The following is a 19611-nucleotide window of genomic DNA, read 5'->3' on the forward strand; positions in this document are numbered from 1 at the left end:
GTAGGAGCGAGCTTGCTCGCGAATACTGAGGACCGGACGCTGACGATATGTCTGATGTACGGCCCTCGCCGCGAGCAAGCTCGCTCCCACAAGTCTTCAACCGTTCCCGGAGATCAGGCCCATGGCCCTCGCCAAACGTATCATCCCTTGCCTGGACGTCGACAACGGTCGAGTGGTCAAGGGCGTCAAGTTCGAGAACATCCGCGACGCCGGTGACCCGGTGGAAATCGCCCGCCGTTATGACGAGCAGGGTGCCGACGAGATTACCTTTCTCGACATCACTGCCAGCGTCGATGGCCGCGACACCACGCTGCATACCGTCGAACGCATGGCCAGCCAGGTGTTCATCCCCCTGACCGTCGGCGGCGGGGTACGCACCGTGCAGGACATCCGCAACCTGCTCAACGCCGGCGCCGACAAGGTCTCGATCAACACGGCTGCGGTGTTCAACCCCGAGTTCGTGGGTGAGGCTGCTGCGCGCTTCGGTTCGCAGTGCATTGTGGTCGCTATCGATGCGAAGAAGGTTTCCGGCCCTGGCGAAGTTCCGCGCTGGGAGATCTTCACCCATGGCGGGCGCAAGCCGACCGGCCTGGACGCCGTGATGTGGGCGAAGAAAATGGAAGACCTCGGCGCTGGCGAAATTCTGCTGACCAGCATGGATCAGGACGGCATGAAGAACGGTTTCGATCTCGGCGTGACGCGTGCGATCAGCGATGCGCTGGGGATTCCGGTCATTGCCTCGGGGGGTGTAGGCAATCTGCAGCATTTGGCCGATGGCGTTCTGGAAGGCCACGCCAGTGCGGTGCTGGCGGCAAGCATCTTTCACTTCGGTGAATACACCGTTCCGGAAGCCAAGGCGTTCATGGCCAGGCAAGGGATTGTGGTTCGCTGAAAGCTGCCTGTTGGCATGTAGGTCTGTGATCGCTCCTATGCTCTGCGTGGGAGCGTCTTATTCTGCATTTCAAGCAGAGTGTGGAAGCGCTTATCGGCGTTGGCGCGAAGCAATCTCCAGATCCGACGCTTGGCGGCACCTCTGTCCTGAAAGCGACCCCTCGCTCCCGAACTGGACAGCGCCGGTTACTGACGGCACTCTCATGCCGTCGTTACGGTCAGGTGCCAGGGATATGTTCAAAGGTATTTTTTTTGCGCTGATCAGCGTCGCTGCATTGCTATCGGGCACTACCAGGGCGGATGACGCTCCAGCCTATTCGATGGTGCTGCTGACCGAGAATTTCCCACCTTACAACATGGCCGCCGACGGCAAGAATTTCGCTCAGGAAACCAATATCAGGGGCATCGCCGTCGAGATCGTCCGTGAGACATTCAGGCGCGCTGGCATTGGCTACAGCATGACGTTGCGCTTTCCATGGGATCGTATCTACAAGCTCGCACTGGAAAATCCCGGCTACGGCGTGTTCGTGACCGCGCGACTGCCTGAGCGTGAACAGCTCTTCAAATGGGTCGGCCCCATCGGCCCGGATGACTGGGTCATGCTGGCAAAAGCCGACAGCCCAATCCAGCTCAATACCCTCGAAGATGCGCGGCAATACAAGATCGGCGCCTACAAGGGCGATGCGATTGCCGAGCAATTGGGGCGACAGGGCATGAGCCCGATTACTGTACTCAGCGATAAGGACAACGCCAGGAAACTGGTCGAAGGTCAGATTGATCTGTGGGCAACGGGTGATCCGGCGGGCCGTTATCTGGCCCGTCAGGAAGGGGTGACCGGGTTGAAGACCGTGCTGCGTTTCAACAGCGCCGAGTTGTTTCTGGCCTTGAACAAGGACACGCCGGATGAAGTGGTGCAGAAGCTGCAGGCGGCCCTCGATCAGCTGCGAAAAGAGGGTGTGGTAGACGGCATCGTTGGCAAATATCTCTAACCAACGCGATCGCGGTGGTCGGCAGCATCAATGTGACGGGCACCTTCCATCGCGGGCAAGCGCACCCCCATAAAGCTTCAGGCCCTACCGATAAACTCCATTCTTCCCATGCCCGGCCATCGCCTGATTACCGCGAATGCTGATCATGTGGCGCATTTCGACCCACTCTATCCCCTGGGATTTAAGCTTGGGCATTTCACGCTCCAGCACGTCCATCGTCACGGGGTACGGGTGGCCGATCATCACTGCCGAGCCCTGTTTGTGCGCCAGCTTGATCGCAGTCTGGAGTTGGCCGTTGATGGCCTCGGCGGTGCGCTCGTCGTCCAGGAAGACATCCCGCGACACGCTCGCAAGGCCGTTCTTCTGCGCCTCGGCGGCGGCAACCGTTTTCGCGCTGGTGCGGCTATCGACCAGAAACAGATGACGCCGCTGCAATTCACTCACCAGCCATGTCATCGCCACAGGCTCGGCTGTCATGCGGCTGCCCATGTGATTGTTGATCCCGGCGGCGTAAGGGACTTTCAGCAGTGCCGCATTCAGGCGCGCCTCAAGTTCGGGCAGCGGTAATTCGGGGTGCCACGCATAAGGTCCGGTCGCCGGGTCCATCGGCATATGCAGCATTACGGTTTTGCCGGCCTTGTGCGCCTGGCGTGCAAAGTCCGTGGCGTGCGGCGTGTCGGGCATGATCGCCAGCGTCACGGGACCGGGCAGGGCCAGCGCCCGGCTGTCCTTTTCGGGGCTTTGTCCGAGATCGTCGATGATCAGGCTGAGGTAGGCGACCGTCGGCGACTTGCCGTCGGTGGAGGCGTCGGCGGGCGCCGCATGTGCGGCACCCGTCAGAGCAACTGTCATCACTGCAAGGGCCCGGAGCAACCCGGTCAAGCGCGAGCGCATATCAATTGCCGCGTGTGACACGCAAGCCCTTGAGCAGGCTCAGAGCCTGATTCAGCTGGTAGTCATCGTCCTGCGGCCGCGCCTTGGCAGCCGCCGCCTTGGTGGTCGGTTTGTCCGCGCCACCGTTGCCGTTGCCCAAATGACCCAGCAGATCGGCTTCTTTGTAGTTGTCGCCATCGACTTCGGCAGTGACCTTCGCCCGTTTGACTTCGATGTCCGGGTTGATGCCCTGGGCCTGAATCGAGCGACCATTGGGCGTGAAGTACAGCGCCGTGGTGATCTTCAATGCGCGATCATTAGCCAGCGGCAGCACGGTCTGCACCGAACCTTTACCGAAGGTGTCGGTGCCCATCAGGATGCCGCGTTTCTGATCCTGCAAGGCACCGGCGACGATCTCGGAGGCCGAGGCGCTGCCGCCGTTGATCAGCACCACCAAGGGTGCGCCTTCGCTGGCATCGGCCGGGTCCGCCGAGAAGCGCAGTTCGGAGTTGGCGATCCGGCCTTTGGTGTAGACGATCAGACCTTTGGTCAGGAAGTGATCCGCCACCTCGACCGCCGCTTGCAGAACGCCGCCCGGGTTGTTGCGCAGGTCCAGGATCAAACCGTTCATCTTTTTGCCGTTGTCCTTGCGCAGCTTGGCCAGGGCCTTGCCGACTTCTTCACCGGTCTTGACCTGGAATTGGGTGATGCGGATGTAACCGTAACCCGGCTCCAGCATCTGCGACTTCACGCTCTTGACTTGAATGGTCGCGCGCGCCAGCGTTACGTCGAAGGGGTTGCCGCCGTCGCGCACCAGGGTCAGGGTGATCTTCTCGCCCAGCTTGCCGCGCATCTTGTCGACCGCTTCCTGCATGGTCTGACCCTGGGTCGGAGCGCCGTTGATCTTGACGATCAGGTCGCCCGCTTCGATGCCTGCCTTGGAAGCCGGCGTGTCGTCTATTGGCGACACAACCTTGATGAAGCCATCCTCGACACCGACTTCGATGCCCAGCCCACCGAACTCGCCGCTGGTGCTTTCCTGCAGCTCCTGGAAATCTTCCGGGCCCAGATAAGCGGAGTGCGGATCAAGGTTGCTGAGCATGCCTTTGATGGCGTTCTCCAGCAGTGTCTTGTCATCCACTGGCTCAACGTAGGCGGCCTTGATCCGGTCCATCACCTCGGCAAAGGTGCGCAGCTCGTCAAGCGGCAGTGGCGCCTTGATGTTTGCGGCGTTGGCGGGCGCAGTGGTCGCGGCTGGCACCGAAGCAGGGGTGGTACCGGCAGCCATGGCCTGTGGAGCGCCGATGATCACGGCAATGGTCAGGGCCAGCGAGGTGAGGCGGGACGAAAACAGCATGTCTTACGAACTCCTGAGTGAAGTGTCGACTTATCCTTGAGTGCGACACCATTGGGCCGGATCACTAGGGCGACCCTGCTGACGAATAGCGAAATACAATGCCGGAGTGTCCTGACCGCCACCGCTGTTGCCCACGGTGGAGATCGCCTCTCCGGCTTTTACAACGTCCCCAGCTTCTTTCAGCAGACTCTGGTTGTGGCCGTACAGACTCAAATAGCCGTTGCCGTGGTCGAGAATGACCAGAAGGCCAGCCCCGCGCAACCAGTCGGCGAAGACCACACGACCGCCATGCACAGCGCGTACCTGACTGCCTGCGGCAGCACTGATCATCACGCCGTCCCACTTGGTCCGCTCATCATCGCCGCGGCTTTCACCGAAACGTGCCAACAATCGACCATCGACAGGCCAAGGAAGTTTTCCCTTTGCCTGTGCAAATGCGCCACCAAAGGACTGCCCGGCGCTGGAAACCAGGGTGCCAGGAGCTTTTGTCGGCCGGCGAGGGGCTTCATCGCTGTCTTCCTTGCCACGACTTTTGGCCAGCGCCTCCTGTTGTTCACGCTGACGTTTCTCAGCTTCCTGCTGGGCCAGCAACGCTTTCTGACGCGCTTCTTCGGCTTCGCGAGCCTGACGGGCCAGGGTTTCCTCGATGGTCTTAAGGACTTTCGTCAGGTCTGTCTGATCCTGCTGACGGGCCTGTAGCTTCTGGTCGCGAGCCTTGTAGTCCTGACTCAGCTTGGCCAGTGCAACCTGACGTTCCTGGCGAACGGTATCGAGCTGGGATTTCTGGTCATCCAGCGAGCTTTTCTGGACCAGCAACTGCGCTTGCTGCAGGTCGATGTCTTTCTCGACTTCGGCCAGCTGACGCAGGGTCTCATTGAAGTTGCGCAACTGCTCCAAGCGGGCCTGGCTCAGATAGTCATAGTAGGTGAGGGTGCGAGCGAATTTTTCAGGGTTCTGCTGATTGAGCAGCAGCTTGAGGTATTCCTGACGGCCATTCTGATAGGCCGCGCGGGCCTGGATCGCTATCAGTCGTTGCTGTTCAACCCGTGCGCTTTGGAGTTTTTTTTTCTCCTGGTCGAGCCGTTGAAGCTCGGTTTCACTCTTTTTTAGTTCTTTTTGCAGGGCCTCCACCTGCTTTTCCAGCTTGCCCATCTCGGTTTCGGTTGTGCGCAGGTCTTTCTGCACGCCGGATTTTTCTTCCTGAAGTTGGCTCAGGGCCTTCTTCAGCTCGGTAATGTCCTGACGCGTGGCATCCAGCTGTTTTTGGGTTTGTGCGCGCTCATCGTCGGCAAAGGCCGGATTGAGCAGACAAATCAAAGCAAGGGCGATCAGGGCGCGGAGCATGGGGTCGGGTGATACCAGGAATAAAGACGGGGTTAGTATGCCCGCCGAAGGCTGCAAAAAAAACGCTCATAGGGCGCCGCTTTCAGACATTTCATACAAATAACCGGCCTGCCCTGAATAGGCAGGCCGGTTTATGACGATTTACTTGGCGACCAGAATCGTTTTGCCAGTCATCTCCGCCGGAACTTCCATTCCCAGCAATGTCAGCATGGTTGGCGCCACGTCGGCCAGAACGCCACCTTCACGAACCTTCAGGTTGCGCTTGCCGACGTAGATGAACGGCACCGGCTCGGTGGTGTGAGCCGTGTGCGGCTGGTGAGTCTTCTCGTCGGTCATCTGCTCGACGTTGCCATGGTCAGCGGTGATCAATGCCTCGCCACCGACCTTTTCCAGCGCCTCGGTGATGCGACCAACGCACACGTCCAAGCACTCAACGGCCTTGATGGCCGCTTCCATGATGCCGCTGTGGCCCACCATGTCGCCGTTGGCGTAATTGACGATGATCACGTCGAAACGCTGGTTTTCGATGGCGTCAACGATCTTGTCGGTGACTTCCGGCGCGCTCATTTCCGGCTGCAGGTCGTAGGTCGCAACTTTGGGTGACGGAATCAGGATGCGCTCTTCGCCCGGAAACGGTTCTTCCCGACCACCGGAGAAGAAGAAGGTGACGTGGGCGTATTTTTCGGTTTCGGCGATGCGCAGTTGTGTCTTGCCGTTTTTCGAAAGGTATTCGCCTAGTACGTTTTCCAGGCTGCCTTTGACGAACGCGGCAGGTGCCGGGATGTTCGCGGCGTACTGCGTCAGCATCACGAAGCCGGCCAGTTTTGGCTGACGGGCGCGGGCGAAGTCCTTGAAGTCGTCTTCGACGAACACGCGGGTCAGTTCGCGGGCGCGGTCGGCGCGGAAGTTCATGAATACAACGGCGTCGCCGTCTTCAACCTTGACCTGCTCGCCGATGCGGGTGGCTTTGACGAATTCGTCGTTCTCGCCGCGCCCGTAGGCAGCGTCTACACCTGCTTTGGCGGTATCAGCCTGGTATTGCGAGGTGCCGTCAACGATCAGGTTGTAGGCCGATGCGACGCGGTCCCAGCGATTGTCGCGGTCCATGGCGAAGTAGCGGCCAACGATCGTGGCCGTGCGACCCTTGCCCAGGCGACCGTAGGCCGCTTCCATGGTGTCGAGGTATTTGTGCGCGCTGCGTGGCGGTGTGTCGCGACCGTCGAGGAAAGCGTGTACGTAAATCTTCTCGGCGCCGCGCTTGGCGGCCAGCTCGACCATTGCCACCAGGTGGTCTTCATGGCTATGCACGCCGCCATCGGAGAGCAGGCCCATGATGTGCACGGCCTTGCCATCGCCTACTGCCTTGTCCACTGCTTTGCAGATGGCCGGGTTTTCGAAGAATTCACCGTCGCGGATCGCCTTGGTCACGCGGGTGAAGTCCTGATACACCACGCGCCCGGCACCCAGGTTCATGTGACCGACTTCGGAATTGCCCATTTGCCCTTCGGGCAGACCGACATCCATGCCGGAACCGGAGATCAGGCCATTGGGCATGGTCTTGTAGAGGCGATCGAAGACCGGCATCTTCTTCTCGGCTGTCGCCGAGTAGACTGCATTGCCGTCGTGGCTTTCGCTGTGACCGAAGCCATCCAGGATGATCAGAACCAAAGGTTTAGGCGTGGTAGTCATGAATCCCACTCTTGGCTAATAGGTGAAGTAGAAAAAAGATCGGCATTTTAGGGTGAAGTTCAAACGGCGTCACTGCCGTACGGGCTTTGGCCGACCTTGGGGGCTGTGTATACTGGCCGACATTTTAACGCCCTGGAACCTGATGATGGTTGCTCACCTGATTGAATTTGCCACTAACCACTATTTGCTGGCTGGCGCTTTTGTCATCCTGCTGGCGCTGTTGATTGCAACGGAGCTTAGCAAAGGCGGCCGCAGCCTGAGCACCGGCGAGCTGACCGCGCTGGTCAACCGCGACGAAGCGGTCGTCATCGACGTGCGCGCCAAGAAGGATTACGCCAGCGGTCATATTGTTGGCGCGCTGAATTTTCCGCAGGACAAAGTGATGTCCCGGACGGCGGAGCTTGAAAAGTACAAGCCCAAGACACTGATCATCGTCGATGCCGCGGGTCAGCACGCCGGTCACGTGGCCCGCGAACTGCTCAAGGCCGGTTTCACGGCTGCCAAGCTCTCGGGCGGCGTTTCCTCGTGGCGCGGTGACAACTTGCCTTTGGTGAAGTGAAATGACTCACGTCGTCGTCTACTCCAGCGATTATTGCCCTTACTGCTCTCGCGCCAAGCACCTGCTCGTGAGCAAGAACGTCGCCTTCGAGGAAATCAAGGTCGACGGCAAACCGCAGATTCGCGCTGAAATGACCAAAAAGGCCGGGCGCACGTCGGTTCCGCAGATCTGGGTCGGCTCGATCCACGTCGGCGGTTGCGACGACCTGTTCGCACTGGAGCGCGCCGGCAAGCTCGACGCACTGCTGAGCGCCTGAATTCGAACGCTACAAGACCTCAAGAGTAAGAAGGATCTGAGATGACCGATCAAACGAATACCGACGCCACTGCCAACCAAGCCGTCGGCGATGAAGAAGCTCCGCAGTTTTCCTTGCAACGCATTTATGTACGTGACCTGTCGTTCGAAGCGCCGAAAAGCCCGGGAATCTTCCGTCAGGAATGGACCCCAAGCGTTAGCCTGGACCTGAACACTCGTCAAAAGCAGCTGGAAAACGATTTCTATGAAGTTGTGCTGACCCTGTCGGTCGAAGTGAAGAATGGCGAGGAAATCGCCTTCATCGCTGAAGTCCAGCAAGCCGGCATCTTCCTGATCAAGGGCCTGGATGCTGCTTCCATGAGCCACACGCTGGGCGCTTTCTGCCCGAACATCCTGTTCCCGTATGCGCGCGAAACCATCGATAGCCTGGTGGTTCGCGGCTCGTTCCCGGCGCTGATGCTGGCTCCGGTGAACTTCGATGCCCTGTACGCTCAAGAGCTGCAGCGCATGCAGGAGTCGGGCGAAACACCAACGCCTACCGTTCAGTAAGCCAAGCGTTGCTGCCCGATAAAAAAGCGCCTGTGACGGGCGCTTTTTTGTGGGCTCTGTTCGACGAAACATCCGGTGTAGGCGTCCGGCTTGCCGGCGTCGGCGGTTGTGGGAGGCGCTGTCGCTCGTGCGCCATGCCGTTACCCGCCATCGACACTCATGTGGTTGAGCGACGGCCCCGCGGCTATTTGAACCCCAACTGCCGCCAGCCTTCGTAAACTGCGACGGCGACGGTGTTGGACAGGTTCAGGCTGCGGCAGCCCTCACGCATCGGCAAGCGCAGGCGTTGCTGGGCCGTCAGCGGATCCAGCACCTCGGGTGGCAGGCCGCGGCTTTCCGGGCCGAAGAGCAACGCATCGCCTTCCTGAAACGCCGCATCGTGAAAAGGCCGCGAGCCCTTTGTGGTAAAAGCGAACAGTCGCGGCTGGCCGAGACTTTCCAGGCAGCTGGCCAGGTCTGCGTGGCGATGCAGGCTCGCGTATTCGTGATAATCCAGGCCCGCACGACGCAGGCGTTTGTCATCCAGCTCGAAGCCTAAAGGCTCGATCAAATGCAGGCTGCAACCACTGTTGGCACAGAGTCTGATGATATTGCCGGTATTCGGCGGAATTTCTGGTTGAAAAAGGATCACGTGAAACATGCACGGCTCCGAACGAAAGGACGGGATGCATTCTACCCCCGAAGAAGACCCGCGACCGAAGCAATGGCGGCGGGTTTTGGGTTCCATTGCACTATTCGGGGTGATGGTCGGTTTGATGATAGGCCGGCTGACCGCCCCCGATCCTGTTGAACTGCAACGTATTGAGGTGCTCCCCGAAGGCATTGCGGTCTGGTTCAACCGCGAGCCGCAGTTGCACGGCGAAATGGTGGAAGGCGCTGTGGCCTTGCTGTTCAATGCCAAAGGCGATGCGCAACGGGGCGAGCTGAAGGTAAACGGCCGAGAGGTGCGCTGGAAGATTCAGAAGAGTGATAAGGGATTGTTGCTCAACCTGCTGGCGGCCCGTCCATTGCACGGTGACTGGCACGGTGCAACTCAGGACGGGCGCTGGAGACTGGAGGTCAGTCTCCGGGAGGAATAAAAGAGGGGAATCCCCGGCCTGCCTGTACCAAGGTCCCCAAAACTGGTGATGATTAACCTATAGCAGAGCGCGTGCCAGTTTTGATGAATCGTTTCAGAATATTTTTAAAAGTAGGCCAAAGCCCCGTATTCAGGCCATCAGGGATATACACAGGCGGCCACAAGCCGCTTTTAGCGCCCCAACGGCCCCGCGACCGTTCATACGCCATGATTTCATTTGCACGTTAATTGGGCGTTTTTCATGCCGAAACGCCAAAGTGATGCACTACCAAGTTACGTCCTCTACCCGAATGAAGAATCCAGAATCCTGGGGCGTGATTTTCCAAACAGCTGCCGCAACGGAAACGGTGGTATCTATTTGTTTTATATATTCTAAATTCTGACTAAACCCGTTCATTTGATATGAGTAATTTGAGCTTTTAGTGGCGAGCGCTCTGAATAAGCTCGATTGTCCATTCAAAGTTTCAAGGCGTTTTTATGTCTCAATCAATGGACTCTTCCGCGCGTTTGCTCGCTGGGTCTGCGCAGCAAAGCGAACCCCTCACCGCGGTCGGTAGCAAGATTCCCCAATGGCTGATCGATGCTTGGCCAGCGACCCAAGGTGCGCTTCGAGAGGCCGGTAGGACGCGCCTGGACTGGTTCGAACGTGCCCGGCAGTCGATGCCCGACGTCGTCAAATCCCTGAAGCAGGATCACACGCTCTATCGCGACAGCGAACAGAAACTCAGGCAAGTGCTGGTGGACTTTCCAGCGCTTGAAACATTTGCCGAACCCTTGCTGGTTGCCGCCATACAAAAGCGTTTCGGACTGCGCGTGGATGTACGCAAGACCTGGCTGTTCCACGCCAGCCGGGTTCATGTCGACGATTCGTTTGCAGTTGCCTCCAGAGACCCGATGGTCCAGTTGCAAAAGTCGCTCACAGCCGCAACTCAAACGCTCCTGCATGCTGCGCTGCAGAACTTCGAATCCTGGGAAACCGCTGCCGGGGCGATGGACCTGGATGCCCGGCGGAAGGCTGCTATTTATGATCGCTATCCGGTGTCCGGAATAAGCGTGACCGGCACAGCTCTGGCGATTGCTCCCGAAGCATTCGCGACACTGTGTCGCGAGCTGGATTTGGGAGGCCAATACCAGAAAAAGATCGATGCGTTTCTCAACCCGCCCTCAAAGCCTGGCGACGCACCGGACGCCGCTGCCTACAATCGCCGCGGACTTTTGAAGCGGGTTGAGCAAGCGGCGTTTATGGTCCAGGTGCATCTGGCTTATATGAAAGGCCAGATCGGCGAGGGCCTGTACCATGCCTTGCTCAACGTAGCGCGCAACCGCAAAAGCGTCGAGTTGGACGGCCAGCCTGTCACATGCAGTTTCCTGCGGCTCTGGGACATTGAGTTAACGGGCATCGTGGCCATCGGCAAGGCACGTGACAGCGCCGAGAATACGCAAAGCCTGGTCGTTTACATTCCCGATGACCCCGTATGCCCGCTTAAAGAGTACGCGTCCAGTGCAGCGTTCACACAAGCGCTGCGCGACAGGATGATGGTGGACGGCTATCTGGATTTCTTTCAACGTTTCGTCCCCGCCCGCCATCGGGCTCAATTGTCCGCAAAGTTGGACAAGTGCTTGCGCCCCAGCGTCTGGAACAAGGATAGGCGCTGGTATGAGCAGCAGGTCGACAGGAACGCCAAGCTGCATTTGCGAGACCACACCTTTGCCACCGGGCTACTGAATGCCATCACTGAGCAAAAAGCCAGGGTGCTGAAGGATGACGCTTTGTTTCATGCGGTGCCGACGGCGGACGAGGATCAGAAAACCTTCGACCAGCGTGTGCATTACTTCGAGGCTGTGGCGTGGCAAGCTCTGAATCTGGTGGGTTTCGTGGTGCCGCCTGTGGGCACGGTAATGATGGCAGCAACCGCTGCTCAGTTGGCGACCGAAGTGTTCGAGGGGATCGACAGTTGGACCTGTGGGGAATGGGAGCTGGGTTGGGGGTACCTGATGGACGTGGCCGAGAACGTGGCGCTGATGGCGGCTCTTGACGCGGCACATCGAGGTGCAGGCACCCCTGCGGTGGAAAGGATAACGGTCGAGACACCTTCCTTTATCGAGGACCTCACGCCAGTGGAGCTGCCCAACGGCGAGACTCGCCTGTGGAAGCCCGACCTTGCGCCCTTCGCCCACGACACGGTGTTGCCCGAGGGATTGCAGCCCGACGAGTTCGGCCTTTATCACCATCAGGACAAAACCTGGATATCGGTCGAGGACAAGGTCTATTCGGTTAAGCAGACATCTTCGCGGGGGCAGTTCCGTATCGAACACCCTACCAAGGCCCTGAGCTACGAGCCGCCGCTGCGCCATAACGGCCGCGGCGCCTGGTTGCATCCTGCTGACCGGCCTTCGGAATGGGAAGGCCTGAAATTATTTCGACGCCTGGGGCACAGTGTTGCTGAGTTTTCCGATGCGACCGCCCGGCGCATCCTGCAGGTCAGTGACACGTCGGAAGCTGTTTTGCGAAGGGCGCTGGTCGAGGGCGAGCGTCCGCCCGCGTTGCTGGACGACACGTTGCGACGTTTTCAGCTGGATCTGGAGATACAGCGCAGCGCTCAGGGTGGCGAATCCCCTGAACGGGCGGCTCTATTCGATTCGCGCTATCGAGCGATGTCGCTGCCTCAGCAGGCTCATGCGCTGACGATAACGCGCAGCTATCCCGACCTGCCGGCGGCGATCGCTGACGAGCTCGTCCTTCACGCATCACCCGCGCAGCTGGAGGAATTGGGTCAAGGTCGTGTGCCGTTGCGTATCGCCGAGGAAATTCGGGTCTACCAACAGCAAGTAAGGTTAGCGCGAGCTTATGAGGGCGTGTTCCTTGAGTCGGTGAACAACCAGGACACCGACAAACTGATTCTCCACACCCTGGAACGTCTTTCTGGTTGGCCCTTCGGGCTGCGGCTGGAAGTCAGAGAGGGCAGTTTTCAAGGAACTGCGATCGATGCCGTCGGGCCTGCCGATTCGACGGTTTGCAAAATCCTGGTCAGGCACAGCAACGGCTATGAAGCCTTCGATGAACGGGGCCTCGGGCTGAATGGACGCGACAACCTCTATTCAGCGGTGCTGCACGCTCTGCCCGACGCGTCACGTGCTGCCTTGGATTTCCCCGGCACCTGGGACGGCTCCAAGCTCAAGCTGGCGATCCAGAATGGCCCGTTGCTGGGGCGGGACACGCTGCGTACCGTCTTGAAGATGCAGCCCGCAAAACCGGGACCGAGGTCGCCCATGCGCCTGGCTGACGGTCGATTGGGTTATCCGTTGAGCGGCAGAGGGGCGATGCAAGGGTTCATTGCCCGGGACACGTTGCTGGACCTTATCCGAATCGCTGGCATTACCGCCACTGACAGATCAGCCGAGCAGGTTCTGATGGCACTTGAGAGTGCAGGGATGAGCCGCCAGCAGATTCACCAGCGGCTGACTCAAGTACTGGATGAGCGTAGGGCTCTGGATATCAATATACGTGCGTGGGGTGACGAATCGACCTCGATGCCCGATCTGAACCTGCGCGAGGCCAGCCGCAGTGCCATCCAGGATGCAATATGGCGGCACTGGTCGGAAAATGCTTTGTCCGAAATCACCCCCGACGCTTGCGCCCTACGCCTGGAGAGCATTGTCATCAGCGACTTCCCGCAGGTGCTCCCTGACTTTTTCTATCAGCGTGTCAGCCGGTTGGAGCTGATAGATATTGTCATCAGCAGGCCCTCCCTGACATTACCGCCGCCCATCTTTCAGGGGGTAGACGATCGCCAGGCGCTGGAGCAATTCTTCAGACGATTCCCCCAAATCAACTCTCTCGAATTAACCCGCACCGGTGTGCCGGTTACTTATCGGGACCCGTTGGTTGTTCAATTGCCTTACCTGATATCGCACTGCTTCCCACTGCTGCGCACGTTACGCCTGGTTAATCAAAATATATGGATAAGCCCACTGGAAGTGCAGACGTTGAGCACGCTTGAACACTTGGAGTGGCTGGACTTGAGCGGCAATCAGGCCAGTTTCATCGTGCCTTCCAACATCGTCAGCTTGCGTCTGCGCTATCTTGGGCTGGACAGTCTTGGGCTTGATCAGTGGCCTTCATGGCTTGAGGGTCTGGCGGCCGCGGACATTAATCAGCTGTCGTTACGCAACAACCGCTTGATCGAAATCCCTTGGGATGTGCTCAATGACCGCACGCCTGCCGCTGAGCCAACCCGGCTATCGTTGCAGGGCAACCCGCTGTCACGTTTGACGCTGACGCGGGTCAGGCTGAACGAAGGGGTCGATAGCCGGTTTCGCTTCGACCTGGACATGCCGCCCCATCTGGACGCTCATATAGTGTTGATGAGGCAGGAAAGAGCGCAGTTGCAGGAGGCGATCACCTCTTGGTCCGAGGCGTCCAGTTCAACCAGGCCCTTAAGCCAGGCGACTGTTGAAGTCAGGCGCGTCATTGGCCAAACCCTTATGGAGTACTGGCGCGCGTACAGCGAAGGCCAGACCTTTGCGGTACTGAATCTGGAGCGCATCTCGCTGGAGGATTTTCCTGCGCAACTGCCTGCTTTTTTCTATCTGCGTGTTCGCAACATGCACCTGTCACATGTCAGGGCCGATGCCTCGCAGCTAAACGTGTTCCTGGCAAACTTCCTTCAATTAAGGAATCTCAGCTTCATCGGTCATGTGCAGCCAATGTATGAATTGCCCTCGGTCCTGTTGAACCTGCCAATCCTGACCAGCTTGAGCTTGACGGACCAGGGGCGGCAGCTGGATCAGAACGCGCTGCATTTTCTGAGCCGCCTGCGCCGTCTCGAGGCGCTGGACCTTGCAGGAAACCAACTGGGGACCATCACCTATACACCGGGTTTGCTGAGCAACTTGCGTTGGTTGTGCTTGAGAAACATGGGGCTGCAGCAGTGGCCGGAGTGGGTGGAAGGGGTAATGCCGCTGGAAGGGCTCGTGCTCGATGACAATCACCTGAGCGTGTTGCCTGAGCACATCCTGCAAAACCCGCGTAACGATCTGGCCCACACCGAGATCGCCTTGCGCGGTAATCCGTTGACTCATGAAACCATGCGCAGGGCGTATCTCTCCGAGAACCACCACAGCTCCTATTCCTTCGCTATGGAACTACCGGACGATATTCTGGCGCTGCCCGGCGACCGTTATTATTCCGACTCCGACTCTGACGCTTACTATTCGGATTCGGGTTCATCGGGTCGCCTCAACAGCCCATCCCCTGTCTCTTCGAATGAGGGCGTGGAAAATGTAGAACCGTGGTTGCTCGGTACCGCCGAGGAGAACCAGATTCATCGTGCACTCTGGCAGCGCATTGACCATGCGGGGGATGCCGGGAATCTGATCGCTCTGATAGGGCGTTTGACCCAAGCGGCGCCTTATCGTACGGAGCCGACCCGGGCCGGGTTTTCCGAGCGCGTATGGCGCGTGCTTGAAGCCGCAGACCAGAGTCAGGAGAACCGACTTCTTTACAACGGGATGGCCGCCGAAGCGCTCGTGCAACCCGACACAGGCGCCCAGACCTGCCATGACGGTGCCTGGCTGGTGTTCAACCAGATTGAAATCCAGGTGTTCATCGCGCAAGCGTTGAGTACCGCCCCGGCACAGTTGCGCGGACAAACGCTGTACCGCTTGACCCGACGCCTGTACCGATTGCATGAACTGGACACCGTAGCACGTGAACAGGCAGGCAGTCGCGACGAAGCGGAGGTGCGGCTTGCATACCGTTTGCGCTGGTCTTCAGAGCTGGATCTGCCGTTGCCTCCGAGCAACATGCTCTATCAGTCGGTCGCGAGCATCCGTCCCGGCGAGCTGGACGCGGCTCTGGTCCGGGTGCAGCAAGGTGAAAGCGGTGAACCATTCATGCGTTATGCCGCGCAGCGAGATTTCTGGGTCCAGTACCTGCGCGAAACCCATGCCGAGCGCTTCGAGACCCTCAAGCAAGATTACCTTGCACGTGTGGTGGCCCTGCCAGATCGCTTCCCGGGTCGGGCGATCGACGAGTTGGGCGCTGAGTTTGCCGCCTTGAAGACCGAGTTCGAGACTCAGGAAACGAACCTGATTCGAGAGCTAACTTATCGTGAGGGCTTTAATCGCGACTGATCGTTATCTCGGCATCGGCTGCTGACCGGCTGCAATGTCCGCGGCCGGCCGGCTGCCCACCCGTTCCGGGCGGCCCGACATCCCGGGCGCTCTTCAGAAGGGCGCATCTCCCAGAATCGTCGCACGGTGCATGACCCGACGCTGTGGCCGGTAATCGTCCACCGCGTAGTGTTGGGTCACGCGGTTGTCCCACATGGCCACGTCGTTTTCCTGCCAGCGCCAGCGGATGGTGAACTCGGGGCGCGTCGCATGGGCGAATAGCAATTTCAGAATCGCCTCGCTTTCGGCAGGCTCCAACTCGTTGATCCGCGTAGCGAAGCCTTCGTTGACGAATAGCGCCTTGCGCCCACTGACCGGGTGCGTGCGAATCACCGGATGCGACAACGGCGGATTCCTGCGCCGGGTCTCTTCCCAGCGCGCCAGGTCTTCAGCGGTATTGCCAAAGCGCTCCAGCGGGAAGGAGCGAGTGAAATCGTGGGTGGCGGTCAAGCCGTCCAGCATCGTTTGCAGCGGCTTGGATAACGCTTCGAACGCCGCGATACCGCTGGCCCACAATGTATCGCCGCCGTACGCCGGCAGTTGCTTGGCACTGAGCACCGCGCCCAGCGCCGGGGTAGGCAGGAAAGTCACGTCGGTGTGCCACATGGCGTTGTCGCGCACGTCGGTCACTGCGGTGTCGAGGACCATGATCTCGGGTTGTTCGGAGATGTTGGGGTAGATCGGGTGAACGTGCAGGTCACCGAACTGCGCAGCGAAACGCGCCTGCTGCTGCGGTGTAATGGGCTGGTTGCGAAAGAACAGCACCTGGTAGGCGAGCAACGCCTGCTCGACAGCGTTGCGATGCTCGTCGGACAAGTCGCGACTCAAGTCAACGCCGTTGATCTGCGCGCCCAATGCTGAACTCAGTGGGGTGATGTGAAGGCTCATGCAGGGGTCTCACAATGTGCGCCGAAATGTCGGCGTGGCCAGTGTCTTTGGTTCATCAACGGTGGTTAATGATTCTGGCCATGCCAGGGCACCAGCTTGCGCTGGAGGGCGCGCAGGGCCATCTCCAGCGCAAAGGCGATCAAGGCGATGACCAGAATCCCCAACACCACCACATCGGTCACCAGAAACTGCGCGGCAGACTGCACCATGAAACCCAGGCCGCTGGTGGCCGCGATCAATTCCGCGGCAACCAGCGTTGACCAACCCACGCCCAGCCCGATACGCACACCGGTGAGAATATCCGGCAGGGCGCTTGGCAGGATTACGTGACGAATCAGCTGCCAGCGATTGGCCCCTAAGGATTGCGCGGCCCGCAGCTTGGCGCTGTCTACGGTGCGCACGCCGGTGGCCGTGGCAATGGCGATAGGGGCGAAGATCGCCAGGTAAATCAGCAGCACCTTGGAGAACTCGCCGATGCCGCACCAGATTACGATCAAGGGCAGGTAAGCCAGGGGTGGTATCGGGCGGTAGAACTCGATCAGCGGGTCGAAGATGCCTTGGGCGATGCGGTTATGGCCAATGGCGACACCGACCGGAATCGCGGTCAGCACAGCAAATACCAAGCCCAGGCCGATGCGTTGCAGACTCGCGCCCAAATGCTGCCATAACGTGGATTCCATGTAGCCCTTGGTCATCAGCAGCCAGGCCTTTTCCAGCACGGCGGAAGGTGGCGGCAGGAACAGCGGCTCTACCCATTCCAATGCCGTGACCAGCCACCAGGTCCCCAGCAATACAAGCAGTGTCAGAACGCTGATGGTTCGGGTACTCAGGTACAGGCGCGGCTCGATGGTTTTGCCGGGCGGGAGCGTTTGGGTGAGGGCTTCGCCCAGCGGCGGCGTGGGGTATTGGCTCATGCCCGTTGCTCCTGAAGGGCTTGGCGCTGTGAGAATACCCGGGCCAGTACATGCTCGCGGGTTTCGATGAAACGAGGATCGGACTTGATCGCTCGCGCTGATTCGCCTGCGCTGTAGCGTTGGCCGAAGTCGAGCTTAAGGTGCTCGACGATCTGTCCCGGATTAGGCGCCAGCAGGATCAGATCCGTGGCCAGGAACACCGCTTCTTCGATGTCGTGCGTAATCAGGAATACCGGTTTGGCGCTGCGCGTCCAGACCTGCAGCAGCAACTCCTGCATCTGCTCGCGAGTGAAGGCGTCCAGTGCGCCGAAGGGTTCGTCCATCAGCAGTACCCGCGGGTCGGCAGCCAGCGCCCGAGCAAGGCCCACGCGCTGTTTCTGACCGCCCGAGAGCTGCCAGATACGGCGCTTCTCGAACCCGGCCAGGTCCACCAGCTCCAGCATTTCCCGCGCCCTGGCTTCACGTTGCGCGCGAGCGATACCGGCCAGTTCCAGGCCGAAGGCGACATTGGCGAGCACGTCTTGCCAAGGCAGTAAGGCATCGTCCTGAAACACTACGCCGCGTTCAGCGCTTGGACCTTTGACCGGCACGTTGTCCAGCGTGATACGCCCGGCGCTTGGCTCGACAAAGCCTGCAATCAGGTTCAGCAACGAAGTCTTGCCGCTGCCGGATGGACCCAGTGCAACCAGCAACTGCTGCGGACCGAGACTGAGGGATATGTCCGACAGAACCGGCTCGGCTGCCCCCGGATACTGTGCGCAGATGCGCTCCAGCTGTAACAAGGCCATGTCGGTGACTCCGTTTTTAAAAAGGTGTGTAAGTGGGTGTTCGGGGGTTGTGGGCGACAATCACCGCATGACATGCCGACCGGGCAGCGGGCTGATCTGGCCCCTGTTGCAGCCCGGCGCGTCGTGCTGCAACAGGGGCTCGCGGCGGATTCGTTTTATTGATTCACAAACTTCGCGCTGACATACGGCGTGTAATCGGCCAGCACCGCGTCAACCTTGCCTTGCTCCTTAGGGAACGCGGCGGTCTTGCCGATGGCTTCGGTGGTCGGCGCGCCCAACTCTTTTGCCTGGTCGGCAGCCAGGGGGTACACGTTGCCCTCCAGCAGGCCAGGAATGTCGCTCGCTTTGGCGCCTGACAGCTTGACCAGCTTGTCGACGCTGCTGGTGTTGGCGATACACGCGGCGGGGTCTTTGCGATAGTCGGCGTAGGCATCGAGGGTGGTCTTGGCGAAGGCCTTGACGATCTCAGGGTGTTGGTCGGCGAAGTCCTTGCGCACGATCCAGGCGTCGAAGGTCGGAGCACCGACCTTGGCCAGTTCGCCAGAGGTGATCAGCACCTTGCCGGTTTCCTTGGCGACACCCAATGCCGGGTCCCAAACGTAGGTCGCATCAATGTCACCGCGTTTCCAGGCGGCTGCGATCGCCGGTGGTGCCAGGTTGAGAATGGTCACCTTGGCAGGATCGATGTTCCAGTGCTTCAGCGCCGCCAGCAGGCTGTAGTGCCCGGTGGACACGTAAGGCACCGCGATCTTCTTGCCGATCAGATCCTGCGGGCTATTGATGCCTGCGCCGTTACGAGCGACCAGCGCTTCGGCGGCGCCGATCTGCGTGGCGATGAGAAAGGTTTCGATCGGCACCTTGCGCGTAGCGGCGGCGGTCAGGGGGCTCGAACCCAGATAGCCGATCTGCACATCGCCGGAAGCGATGGCGGTGATCACGTCAGCGCCGTTATCGAACTTGCGCCAGGAGATTTTCGAACCGGTGGCCTTCTCATACGCGCCGTCAGCCTGAGCGACTTTTGCCGGGTCGACGGTGGTCTGGTACGCAACGGTGAAATCCGCCGCCTGGGCGAGCAGGGTAGAACCGGCCAGCGACAGCGCCGCCACCAGGCGAAGAAGGGTGAGTTTCATGATGAGGCTCCGGAGCAAGGCAGACCGAGGGACTGAATGATGCGAAGCGTAAATGATCTAAGAAATCAGAAATAAATAACTTTTTTGCATGAGCTTAGAGACGATCGTGCGTGATGCGCACGCTTTTCCAGTT

General features: G+C 59.5%; 16 protein-coding genes. 7 read left to right on the top strand and 9 right to left on the bottom strand.

All coding sequences use genetic code 11. The features are described from left to right. Positions 1-121: 121 nt before the first annotated feature. Together hisF and B3I26_RS19935 are read left to right on the top strand one after the other, a co-directional pair. Positions 122-892 (top strand): imidazole glycerol phosphate synthase subunit HisF, encoded by a 771-nt coding sequence (gene hisF, locus B3I26_RS19930; protein WP_296260174.1) that lies wholly within the window; start codon positions 122-124, stop codon positions 890-892. A 232-nt stretch (positions 893-1124) separates the two neighbouring features. Further along, positions 1125-1880: a substrate-binding periplasmic protein gene (locus B3I26_RS19935; protein ID WP_296260176.1), complete on the top strand. Its 756-nt coding sequence runs from the start codon at positions 1125-1127 to the stop codon at positions 1878-1880. A gap of 84 nt (positions 1881-1964) precedes the next feature. Here the strand turns inward: B3I26_RS19935 and B3I26_RS19940 are convergent, their stop codons facing one another. The 4 genes from B3I26_RS19940 to gpmI form a co-directional block, all read right to left on the bottom strand. Next, positions 1965-2732, bottom strand: coding sequence for a divergent polysaccharide deacetylase family protein (locus B3I26_RS19940; RefSeq protein ID WP_409521944.1), 768 nt, complete (start codon positions 2730-2732; stop codon positions 1965-1967). 43 nt (positions 2733-2775) lie between these two features. Continuing rightward, the gene (locus B3I26_RS19945) at positions 2776-4110 is read right to left on the bottom strand and encodes a S41 family peptidase (protein ID WP_296260181.1); all 1335 of its coding nucleotides are present in this window, start codon (positions 4108-4110) and stop codon (positions 2776-2778) included. A gap of 30 nt (positions 4111-4140) precedes the next feature. Then, complete coding sequence (locus tag B3I26_RS19950; protein WP_296260183.1) at positions 4141-5454, bottom strand: murein hydrolase activator EnvC family protein; 1314 nt, start codon at positions 5452-5454, stop codon at positions 4141-4143. A gap of 141 nt (positions 5455-5595) precedes the next feature. After that, entirely contained in the window at positions 5596-7143 is a 1548-nt protein-coding gene (gpmI, locus tag B3I26_RS19955; protein WP_296260184.1) for a 2,3-bisphosphoglycerate-independent phosphoglycerate mutase, read from the bottom strand. 145 nt (positions 7144-7288) lie between these two features. Here gpmI and B3I26_RS19960 point away from each other — a divergent pair, with 145 nt between their 5' ends. Genes B3I26_RS19960 through secB form a run of 3 tightly spaced genes read left to right on the top strand, consistent with a single transcriptional unit; the run spans position 7289 to position 8506 of the window. After that, entirely contained in the window at positions 7289-7702 is a 414-nt protein-coding gene (locus B3I26_RS19960) for a rhodanese-like domain-containing protein (protein ID WP_296260230.1), read from the top strand. 1 nt (position 7703) lies between these two features. Continuing rightward, complete coding sequence (gene grxC / locus B3I26_RS19965; RefSeq protein ID WP_296260185.1) at positions 7704-7958, top strand: glutaredoxin 3; 255 nt, start codon at positions 7704-7706, stop codon at positions 7956-7958. A gap of 41 nt (positions 7959-7999) precedes the next feature. Then, on the top strand, positions 8000-8506 hold the full coding sequence (gene secB, locus B3I26_RS19970) for a protein-export chaperone SecB (protein ID WP_296260186.1): 507 nt from the start codon (positions 8000-8002) through the stop codon (positions 8504-8506). Between the two features lie 184 nt (positions 8507-8690). Here the strand turns inward: secB and trmL are convergent, their stop codons facing one another. Beyond that, positions 8691-9146: a tRNA (uridine(34)/cytosine(34)/5-carboxymethylaminomethyluridine(34)-2'-O)-methyltransferase TrmL gene (gene trmL, locus B3I26_RS19975; protein ID WP_296260188.1), complete on the bottom strand. Its 456-nt coding sequence runs from the start codon at positions 9144-9146 to the stop codon at positions 8691-8693. Between trmL and B3I26_RS19980 the strand changes: the two genes are divergently transcribed. Together B3I26_RS19980 and B3I26_RS19985 are read left to right on the top strand one after the other, a co-directional pair. Next, positions 9145-9585: a hypothetical protein gene (locus B3I26_RS19980; protein ID WP_296260189.1), complete on the top strand. Its 441-nt coding sequence runs from the start codon at positions 9145-9147 to the stop codon at positions 9583-9585. The two genes, trmL and B3I26_RS19980, sit on opposite strands and share 2 nt — an antisense overlap. A 476-nt stretch (positions 9586-10061) precedes the next feature. After that, a complete protein-coding gene (locus B3I26_RS19985; RefSeq protein WP_296260190.1) occupies positions 10062-15719 on the top strand; it encodes a dermonecrotic toxin domain-containing protein in 5658 nt (1885 codons plus the stop codon). A 93-nt stretch (positions 15720-15812) separates the two neighbouring features. Here B3I26_RS19985 and tauD read toward each other — a convergent pair whose 3' ends face one another. The 4 genes from tauD to tauA form a co-directional block, all read right to left on the bottom strand. Next, entirely contained in the window at positions 15813-16646 is an 834-nt protein-coding gene (gene tauD / locus B3I26_RS19990; protein ID WP_296260192.1) for a taurine dioxygenase, read from the bottom strand. A gap of 65 nt (positions 16647-16711) precedes the next feature. Continuing rightward, positions 16712-17560 (bottom strand): taurine ABC transporter permease TauC, encoded by an 849-nt coding sequence (gene tauC, locus B3I26_RS19995; RefSeq protein WP_296260193.1) that lies wholly within the window; start codon positions 17558-17560, stop codon positions 16712-16714. Then, positions 17557-18348, bottom strand: coding sequence for a taurine ABC transporter ATP-binding subunit (gene tauB, locus B3I26_RS20000; protein WP_296260195.1), 792 nt, complete (start codon positions 18346-18348; stop codon positions 17557-17559). The genes tauC and tauB overlap by 4 nt, the downstream gene beginning before the upstream one ends. A 155-nt stretch (positions 18349-18503) precedes the next feature. Beyond that, the gene (gene tauA, locus B3I26_RS20005) at positions 18504-19478 is read right to left on the bottom strand and encodes a taurine ABC transporter substrate-binding protein (protein WP_296260197.1); all 975 of its coding nucleotides are present in this window, start codon (positions 19476-19478) and stop codon (positions 18504-18506) included. Positions 19479-19611: the final 133 nt, after the last annotated feature.

The sequence above is a fragment of the Pseudomonas sp. UBA5706 genome, assembly GCF_002419965.1.
GTDB lineage: Bacteria > Pseudomonadota > Gammaproteobacteria > Pseudomonadales > Pseudomonadaceae > Aquipseudomonas.